The following is an 8190-nucleotide window of genomic DNA, read 5'->3' on the forward strand; positions in this document are numbered from 1 at the left end:
GCCTACGATATTTGCGTTTGAGTTTTAAAAATTTTATAAAATTACATCTTGGGCAGGTTCTTTTACCGCAGCAAACTTTGAGAAGAACATAATTGAGACATTTTAGGCAGAAAATATGATAGAATTTTGGCTTACAGGAGCGTTCTAATGCTTTTCCCATGAAAATACTAAGGTATTTATCCACTCAAAATAATTCCTTTTGCGAACTTGATTAATAGGATATAAATGAGATTATTTCTAAGTTTAGTATATGGAGAGCCTAAAAGGGAGACACCCCCATCGTTGTTATAGCTCCTACAGTTTACTAATTCGTTATTAGATGATCCTGAAAGAGAGATGCCCCATCCCGGGTTGTTATAACTTGTACAATTTAGGATTTGATTGTTATTTGAGTTAGTAAAAAGCATTACTCCCTCCTTGTTATTGTGGCTTGTACAGTTTGTTATTTGGTTATTGGATGATATATAAAGATAGATGCCGTATGAATTGCTGTATGCAGTGGTGTTTTGGATTTTTCCATTGGCTACCCAAGAGAAGCGGATCCCATAATGACCGTTGCTTTTCCCATCGTGAATTACGCAGTTCCTTATAATGAAATATTTTGTGGTATCTCTTATCTCTATGCCGTTTGCTGTGCTCGCATCTATATCCCAGTTTTCAATAATGTACGGATCACTCTCCGTTCCCGCCGCACTAGGATTGCTCACGCCGTTTTCAGCCGTAAAATTTTCGTTGCCATCAATCAAAATCGGCTCATGCTCCGTAAGCCCCTTCTCAACGCCCACAGATTTTACCTCTTTAGCACCAACTTCCTCATTTCCCACAACCCCAACAATCGCGCTCAAAACCAAAACTCCAGCTAAGCTAAAAAGCAAAAGCGCCACTAATCTCATTTTTCTTATAAAAAGGAATGAATTCTTAGATTAACTAAGTTTTTGCTGGGGCTCACTTGTGTTAACTTATAACAATAACAACTTTTACACCTCCAACTCAAACTACCATTTATTTTTGATAAGTAACATAAATAGTGTTACCTAAAAGAAAAAAATGGTAATAGGAAGGTGTACTAAACCCCGCAACCCAGTTTTCAACGTAAATTCTTGTCAAGAATGATTTCGGTTGCGGAGTTTACAAATCCCAACGAGGCAATACAAAAGATTAATACCCACATTAATGCAAAAATATTTCATTCCCTAAATAAATTATGTTTTTATAATGGAGCAAGTTGGAGTAATTTACGGCAGTGCTAGCACAACCACATTTGAGTTTGCTGCTACTACCCAAATCAAAAGGAATAGCTACGTTGAAGTAGAGCATGAACATATCCCTGTGCTGTTTACGGTTAGCGATGTGAGAAGGATTTCAGATATAACTTTTGAAGATGCGCGTAGAATTTCTAAGGGCGAAAGAATAAAAAGTATTGATAAGCTATCTGCAACAGCTCATGTAGTAGGCTACCGTGATGAAAAGGCTGTGTTGCAAGTACCGAGAACTCCTTTGCAGACAGGAATACCGGTCTGGAATGCTAGCGACGCACTCATCAGAAATACTTTAGGGCTGAGCGAGAGAGGCATTTATCTAGGACTGCTTAGATGGCATGATATCCAAGTGCGCTTAGATGCAGAGCTCCTTACTAAAAAGCATGTGAGTATTTTAGCGAAGACAGGGAGCGGTAAATCATATCTTACAGGCGTTGTTGTAGAAGAGCTATTAAAGCACAAAATGCCGTGCATTATAATCGATCCTCATAACGAATATTACTCTTTGATACATCCAAACCTTAACGAGCAAGAGCTTAAAGAAATGGAAAGATTCAAAATAAAGCCGAGAAGCTATGCAGAAAATATTGTGGTTTATTCGCCTGATATTAAAATTAATCGCAACGCATTGCCTCTTAGATTTAGCGGCACTAACTTAGACGCAAGAGAGATTATTGAGTACACTTCTATAAAGAGCTCTACTCATATAGGACTGCTCAGAAAAGCGCTGTTGAATTTAAGAGCAGAAAAAGCTAGATATAGTATTGAAGATATAAAGAAAGAGCTTGAGAGCGAAGCTAACCCTGCAAAATGGAGTTTAATTACAAGACTAGAGCTTTTAGAGGCAACTGACCTTTTCAAAGAGCCTGCAACGAGCATTAGAGACCTTATAAAAGAGGGTCAGGCGACAATAATTAATTTAAGAGGTATTACACCTGAAATCCAGGAAATTGTGGTTTCTATTCTAGCTAAAGAGCTTTTTGAGCTTAGAAAACTCAATCAAATACCTCCAGCAGTTATTATTTTAGAGGAGGCTCATAACTTCTGCCCGCAGAATGCACAGGCTATTTCTACGAGTATTCTAAGAACTATTGCATCGGAAGGCAGAAAATTCGGATTAGGGCTTTGTGTTGTATCGCAAAGACCTGCAATTGTAGATAAAAACATACTCAGTCAATGCGGAATACAGATAATTCTGAAAGTAACGAATCCAAACGATTTGAAAACCATAGTTGCAAGTTTTGAAGGTCTCACTACAAGCGCTTTTGAAGATATTCAAAGATTACCGATTGGCGTAGCCATGATTGTAGGGGGCAATATTCCACTGCCTATCCTCTTAGATATTAGAGTAAGGGAAACGAAGCACGGCATACCTGAAGAAGAGCTTGTAACTAAAAAGATAGAACCGCATGGTGAAGTTTATGGGGAGGAAGCGCAAGTAGGAGCTGGGTTAGGAGAGGAGGAAACACTTGTAAAGAAGGGTAAAAGAAAGAAGGGCTTTTTAGCGAAAATATTGGGTGAAGAAGAGCCATGAGAATAAAAACGTACGTTGAAGGCTTTGATGAGCTACTCAGTGGAGGAATACCGCACGGAAGCGTTGTACTGATCTCAGGTACTACTGGTACAATGAAGTCTTCCTTTGCTTATTCTATACTCTACAACAACGCGCGCTACGGTACTAAGGCTCTGTATCTAGCCTTGCAGCAATCTGAAAAAAATTTACTGGCTCAGATGGAAAATTTTGGTATGACTTACGAAAATGTTGCAGGCTCGCTATACATACTTGATAGATATAAAATAAGGGAAGGTATAGAGAAACACTTTAAAAAGACCTTCTTCGACACCCTTTTAGAGCATTTACTACTCCTAAAGCAAGATTTTAATTACCAACTTATTGCTGTAGACTGCCTTTCAGCGCTAGAAACTATCTCAGAGCTTGAGCGCCCTAGAGCAGAGATATTCAAATTCTTCGAGTGGCTCAGAAAGCTAGATGCTACCTCTTTCCTCATTACAGAAATGTCTCCAGACTCAAAATCTTACGGAGGATATGATGAGGGTTTTCTTGCAGATGGTATTATTCATTTGAAAATGGAAGAGATTTCTGAAATAAAAGTTCAAAGAAGAGTTAAATGCGTTAAGTTAAGAACTTCTTTACATTCCACAGATTGGTACGCACTTTTCTTTAGCAACGGTAAATTCAGAGTAGCAGAAGTTATTAGTGAGGTAAGGGAATAGATAAAATTTTGGGAAAAGAATTAAATACAAGTACTAACATAATTTAAGAACGGGGCGGGTAGCAAGTAAGTCCAGTACTTTAGGCACTGGGAAGTGACCGAATAGACTTTGAATGACTGGCTTTGCGTCAGGATCTTACAATGATGCCTGCCTGCCCCTCTTGTAAAGATTATTGGCAGAAATATGAGTGGATATCACTCTGAGCCTAGCTATCAAGCAGCACGGATAAAAAAGAATTTTAGTCTGTTTAGTAGGCATTGGCTTCGACAATTTCAAACTAACAAACGGGAAGGGCTGTTTAGTATATGTTAGCACGACAGTAACATGGCTGAATGAATAAATGGCTATGTTTTATCGTATAACTTTCAGAACTTACTGCTATGCAACAGAGGCGCTAGAAAAAGTGGAGAAGGCATTGCAATTTGTGACTCGTTCCAATAATATAACAAAAACCAAGCTCTCAGGCTATTACGGAAATCCTGTTATAGTATTAGAGACAGAGCTTAATACCGCGAACGACTGCAATAACTTTTTCAGCGCTCTTGAAAAGTCCGTGGTTAAGAAACTAATTACAGAGTTAGAGGCAAGAACAGACGAGGATTGCAATTTTTACATTAGATTTGACAAGCAGAAAGCTTTTGAACAAGAATATCAGCTGACTGAGGGAGGAGATACTATTGCAACAAGATGCAAATTGAAGGTGTTTCCTCCTAAAAAGGAAATTGCAATATTAAAGTTAAAAGAGTTTTTAGAAAATTTATACCATTAGCCACCCCTATCTTTATAATACCCAAAAATTATTATTATTTGATTGAGATGGCGAGAAAAATAGATAAAATATATTCTGGCGGAAAACTAGTAAAGATAGTAATTTCTGGAGAAGAAGTCGTTGAGAAACCTGCAGAAACGGCGAAAGTCGAAGTCGGTGTCGAGGCAGGGCTGGAAAAAGAAAAAGTAATAGAAATATTCATAAAAATTCCTACAATAACAAAGAAGAAAGCTCTTGCGCTATATGATGCTGGAATAAAATCTTTGCGCGAGCTTGCTTTAGCTCCTACTGAGAAACTGCTGGCTATTAAAGAAATTACTATTGAAGACATTAAAGCTATCAAAAGTGGGCTAAAGGGGATTTACGAAGAACCGGCTCCCAGCCTAGGATTGAAAATAGCCGGTAAAAAGATATTAACTGGGGCTAAAGCAGTAGGCGGAAAAATAGTATCTGTAAGTAAAAAAGGATTGAGCTACGCAAAAAAAGGCGCTGCAGCTACAAAAGCTAAACTCAAAAGCGCTTATAAAAAACTAACGGCTCCTGAAGAAGAGGTCAAAGCTGTAAAAGTTAGGAAGAAAAGGAGAAAAGGAAAAGCTAAGCTGCATAGAAGAAGAACACGAACAAAATAAATAATATGGTAAGAGGTATTGATATTATAGGCAGTAACAAAAGCTTGCAAAGTCATTGGATTAGAAGATTTGTAGCTGCAATAATAGATGGTGTTATTGTAGCAATAGTATTCTTAATACTTTGCGTGCTACTGCTATTCAGATTCTTGTACGGCTGGGTCTTTTGGGTGTTAGGAGCAGGGCTTATATTCGGGGTGCTGTGGCTACTATATTTTGCAGTTCTTGAAGGTCTATACGGCGCAACAGTCGGCAAAAAGCTGCTCAAATTAAAAGTACTTTCCGCTTCGCAACAGATTGGTATCTCAAAAGGCTTCGTCAGGAATATTTCGAAAATTCACTGGCTCTTCTTGCTAATCGATATTATTTTAGGACTTGCTACTGATGGCGACCCAAGGCAACGATATCTTGATAGAGTTGCAAATACTCTCGTTGCAAGGGCTGACATTGCTGAGGAACTGCCACGTATAGAAGTCTCGCTGTCCAAAGAAGAAATTATCAGCGCGTTTATGAAAATACCAGAAATAACTGAAAAGAAGGCAATCTCATTGTACAATGCCGGGTTTAGATCTTTTACTGACTTAGCCGGCGCTTCACCCGAGATTATTTTAGCATTGCCTGAGCTTACTTTAAAAGATTTGAAAAATATTAAAGAGGCTGTAAAATTATAGTTTGTTTGTGCGGGGGTAGCCAAGCTTGGACAAAGAAGCCCTTTTCTTTTTCTAAAGAAAAAGAAAAGCCCTTCAGGGGAAATTTTCTCTTTCTTTCCCTGAAGGATTTCTTTCTCTTTCTTAAAGAGAAAGAAAGGCTTCGGACAACGGCGCAGGACTTAAGAGAAGCCCTTTTCTTTTTGGAAAAAAGAAAAAACAGAAGGGAAGAGGGTAGAGGGAGAAACCATAAGGTGTCTCCTCTTAGAGATTCTGTCGCGTAGGCGTGCATGGGTTCAAAGAAGCCTTTTTGGGCTGGCAAAAAGCCTTCAGGGGAAAAAAACCAGCCTAATGCTCTGAAAATCCCATCCCCCGCATAAATTTACTTAGTAAGATTTTATACTGGCTAATCTATTACATTTTGGTGAAATTATGGGAAAAGGCATGCCTGATCACAGCCGGTATTTGTATGTATATCTGCCTTCAAACGACTACAGGCAGCGCTGGAACGAGGCTGCAAAAAAGAAGAACCTGGCCCTTTCTAAATTTGTAATAGATTGTGTTGAGAAGGCAATTGGTAAAGGTTTTACTCACAAGTCTAGAGAAGATATTAGAAAAGCGAGGGAGCTGGCTGAAGAAAACGCGCATCTGCAGGAAGATAATAAAATGCTGAGAATGCTTATTGAGAAACTGGAAACGGAGCTTAAGTATTACAGAACAAAGCCATTTTTAGAAGAGCGTTTTAGGGGTGTAAGATCATACGAAAAAGATTTGATTGAACTGCTGAGTAAAAGAGGATTGGTTTCTTCTGAAGAAATTTTACAAACACTGAAAATCGATACCAAAGATATGAAACTTGTTAGAGCTGTAACTGCGCAACTTAGAAATTTAGAATCTTACGGGCTGATTGAAGAAACTGTTGGTGGATGGAGATGGAAGAAATAAACCCCACTCGAAAAAATATTAAAAAATCATCCTTAGAACTACTGTCTGATTTTACGAAGGATTGTCGGCTACGAGGATTGACTGGTGAAAGTATAAGACGGTACAGATCTTCGATCGGAATATTTTTGGATTTTCTGAAAAGGAACAAAATAGATCTCTTAAATATCAACCGAGAAACTTTACGTGACTTTATCTCTTATTTACGCAATGAGCGAAACAACTTACCAAAAACTCTGGGAAATAACTTCGCTGCACTATCAAGTTTTTACGAGTACCTGGCTTATGAGGGATACGTGCCTGCCAACCCTATTCTCCCTGTACGCAAGCGATATCTCAGACAGTATAAAGAGGACAGTAATCGAAGAGAGAGGCAATCGCCAGGCATAGAAGAAATGGCTGAGTTTATTGAGTCTATACCAAATACTAGAGATAAAGCGATAGCGCTTCTGCTTGCGAAGACGGGTATACGAAGAGGAGAACTTATCCAGACAGATATAGATGATGTTAATATTAAAAATTTATCAATTCTACTTAAAGAAACTAAAAAAAGAAGTAATCGACTAGTATTTTTTGATGACGAATGTGCAAGACTGCTAGCTAGATGGTTGGATGTAAGAGCGGGTATTCATCCAAAAACAAAAGCTCTTTTTATAAATAATCGAGGCAAAAGATTGGAAAGAGAAGGTATTTACGAGGCAATTACCAAATGGGCTAAGCTTTTTGGCCTGCACAATCCTAAATCGCCGAAGTTAGAGGAGCGCTTTTCGCCGCACTGTTTCAGGCATTGGTTTACTACGCAATTAATCAGGGCGGGCATGCGAAGGGAGTATATAAAAGAGCTCAGAGGCGATGCGCGAAAAGATGCAATCGATATCTACAATCACATTGACAAAGAAGAGCTTAAAAAGGCGTATTTGGCGCACATACCCAAACTAGGTATTACGTAGAATTTTTATCAACAAGGGTTTTGATTCTAGGTTCGTTCTCAGAATAGCTAGGGTTTGTCCTTTGCGACAACTTTTGAGAGCAGTTTTTAGGAGCCTTGCTTCTTCACTTCCTTCAGTAAAACTCAGTCTCTCTGTTTTATTATTAATCTGCAAATACAGATGCAAAAACCCGTTTTGTGCCTTCATATCTCTGTATTCTGCTATGCATTCATCCCAAGGCGCTAGCATAAAGACTCTCTCACAATTGTTATAAGACATATTTTTCTTCATAGGGGCTCTTCCTCTTGATAGCTCTTTAACAGGGCGTAGAACTTTTCTATCTTCGCAGGCTCAGCGCTTGGAAACGTTTTCAAAACATCTCTTACGAAAAACTCTTTCGGTATGCCTTTGTGGTTTTTGTAATGGTTTATCATCCAAGCGCCTAACTCGTTTACTTTTGGTATTCCAGTCTCGTTTTCGTTTGGAGATTGCGCATCAGGCGTTTTTTCCAAGCAGTACCCTATATTGTTGTCCGAAACGTCCGACTTGTCCGAGCCAGTGTTTGAAAGTATTGGTTTTGTCGTCGGAGCGTTTTCTTCAATGGTTTTTTTCCTCGTCTATTCCAAGGTAGCGACGCTTACATTTAGACGGCGATTTAACATCGTTTCTTGACGATAATGTAGATATTAGAGATTATAGAGTAGCAAGTGACGATACCAATATTTCATTTTATTTAAAAGTTGATGGCACAATGCTCGGCGGAATGTCTATTCCTTTACTTGA

Annotated in this window: 9 protein-coding genes and 1 tRNA gene; 8 read left to right on the forward strand and 2 right to left on the reverse strand. The window is 38.7% G+C overall.

The features are described 5' to 3' along the window. Positions 1-176: 176 nt before the first annotated feature. Positions 177-845: a right-handed parallel beta-helix repeat-containing protein gene (locus QMD21_06820; protein ID MDI6856472.1), complete on the reverse strand. Its 669-nt coding sequence runs from the start codon at positions 843-845 to the stop codon at positions 177-179. 370 nt (positions 846-1215) lie between these two features. Here QMD21_06820 and QMD21_06825 point away from each other — a divergent pair, with 370 nt between their 5' ends. From QMD21_06825 to QMD21_06860, 8 genes are all read left to right on the forward strand, one after another. Continuing rightward, on the forward strand, positions 1216-2793 hold the full coding sequence (locus tag QMD21_06825; protein ID MDI6856473.1) for an ATP-binding protein: 1578 nt from the start codon (positions 1216-1218) through the stop codon (positions 2791-2793). Continuing rightward, positions 2790-3494 (forward strand): ATPase domain-containing protein, encoded by a 705-nt coding sequence (locus QMD21_06830; protein MDI6856474.1) that lies wholly within the window; start codon positions 2790-2792, stop codon positions 3492-3494. Before QMD21_06825 ends, QMD21_06830 begins: the two co-directional genes overlap by 4 nt. Before the next feature lie 346 nt (positions 3495-3840). Continuing rightward, positions 3841-4263: an RNA-binding domain-containing protein gene (locus QMD21_06835; GenBank protein MDI6856475.1), complete on the forward strand. Its 423-nt coding sequence runs from the start codon at positions 3841-3843 to the stop codon at positions 4261-4263. Positions 4264-4310: 47 nt separating this feature from the next. Then, entirely contained in the window at positions 4311-4892 is a 582-nt protein-coding gene (locus tag QMD21_06840) for a helix-hairpin-helix domain-containing protein (protein MDI6856476.1), read from the forward strand. A gap of 5 nt (positions 4893-4897) precedes the next feature. Then, positions 4898-5560, forward strand: coding sequence for an RDD family protein (locus QMD21_06845; protein MDI6856477.1), 663 nt, complete (start codon positions 4898-4900; stop codon positions 5558-5560). Between the two features lie 9 nt (positions 5561-5569). Further along, positions 5570-5913, forward strand: a tRNA-Leu gene (locus QMD21_06850). A gap of 55 nt (positions 5914-5968) precedes the next feature. Then, the gene (locus QMD21_06855) at positions 5969-6481 is read left to right on the forward strand and encodes a hypothetical protein (protein MDI6856478.1); all 513 of its coding nucleotides are present in this window, start codon (positions 5969-5971) and stop codon (positions 6479-6481) included. A gap of 392 nt (positions 6482-6873) precedes the next feature. Beyond that, positions 6874-7428: a tyrosine-type recombinase/integrase gene (locus QMD21_06860; GenBank protein ID MDI6856479.1), complete on the forward strand. Its 555-nt coding sequence runs from the start codon at positions 6874-6876 to the stop codon at positions 7426-7428. Between the two features lie 266 nt (positions 7429-7694). On the opposite strand, the gene QMD21_06865 is transcribed toward QMD21_06860, so the two are convergent. Then, entirely contained in the window at positions 7695-7919 is a 225-nt protein-coding gene (locus QMD21_06865) for a hypothetical protein (protein MDI6856480.1), read from the reverse strand. Positions 7920-8190: the final 271 nt, after the last annotated feature.

The sequence above is a fragment of the Candidatus Thermoplasmatota archaeon genome, assembly GCA_030018475.1.
GTDB lineage: Archaea > Thermoplasmatota > JASEFT01 > JASEFT01 > JASEFT01 > JASEFT01.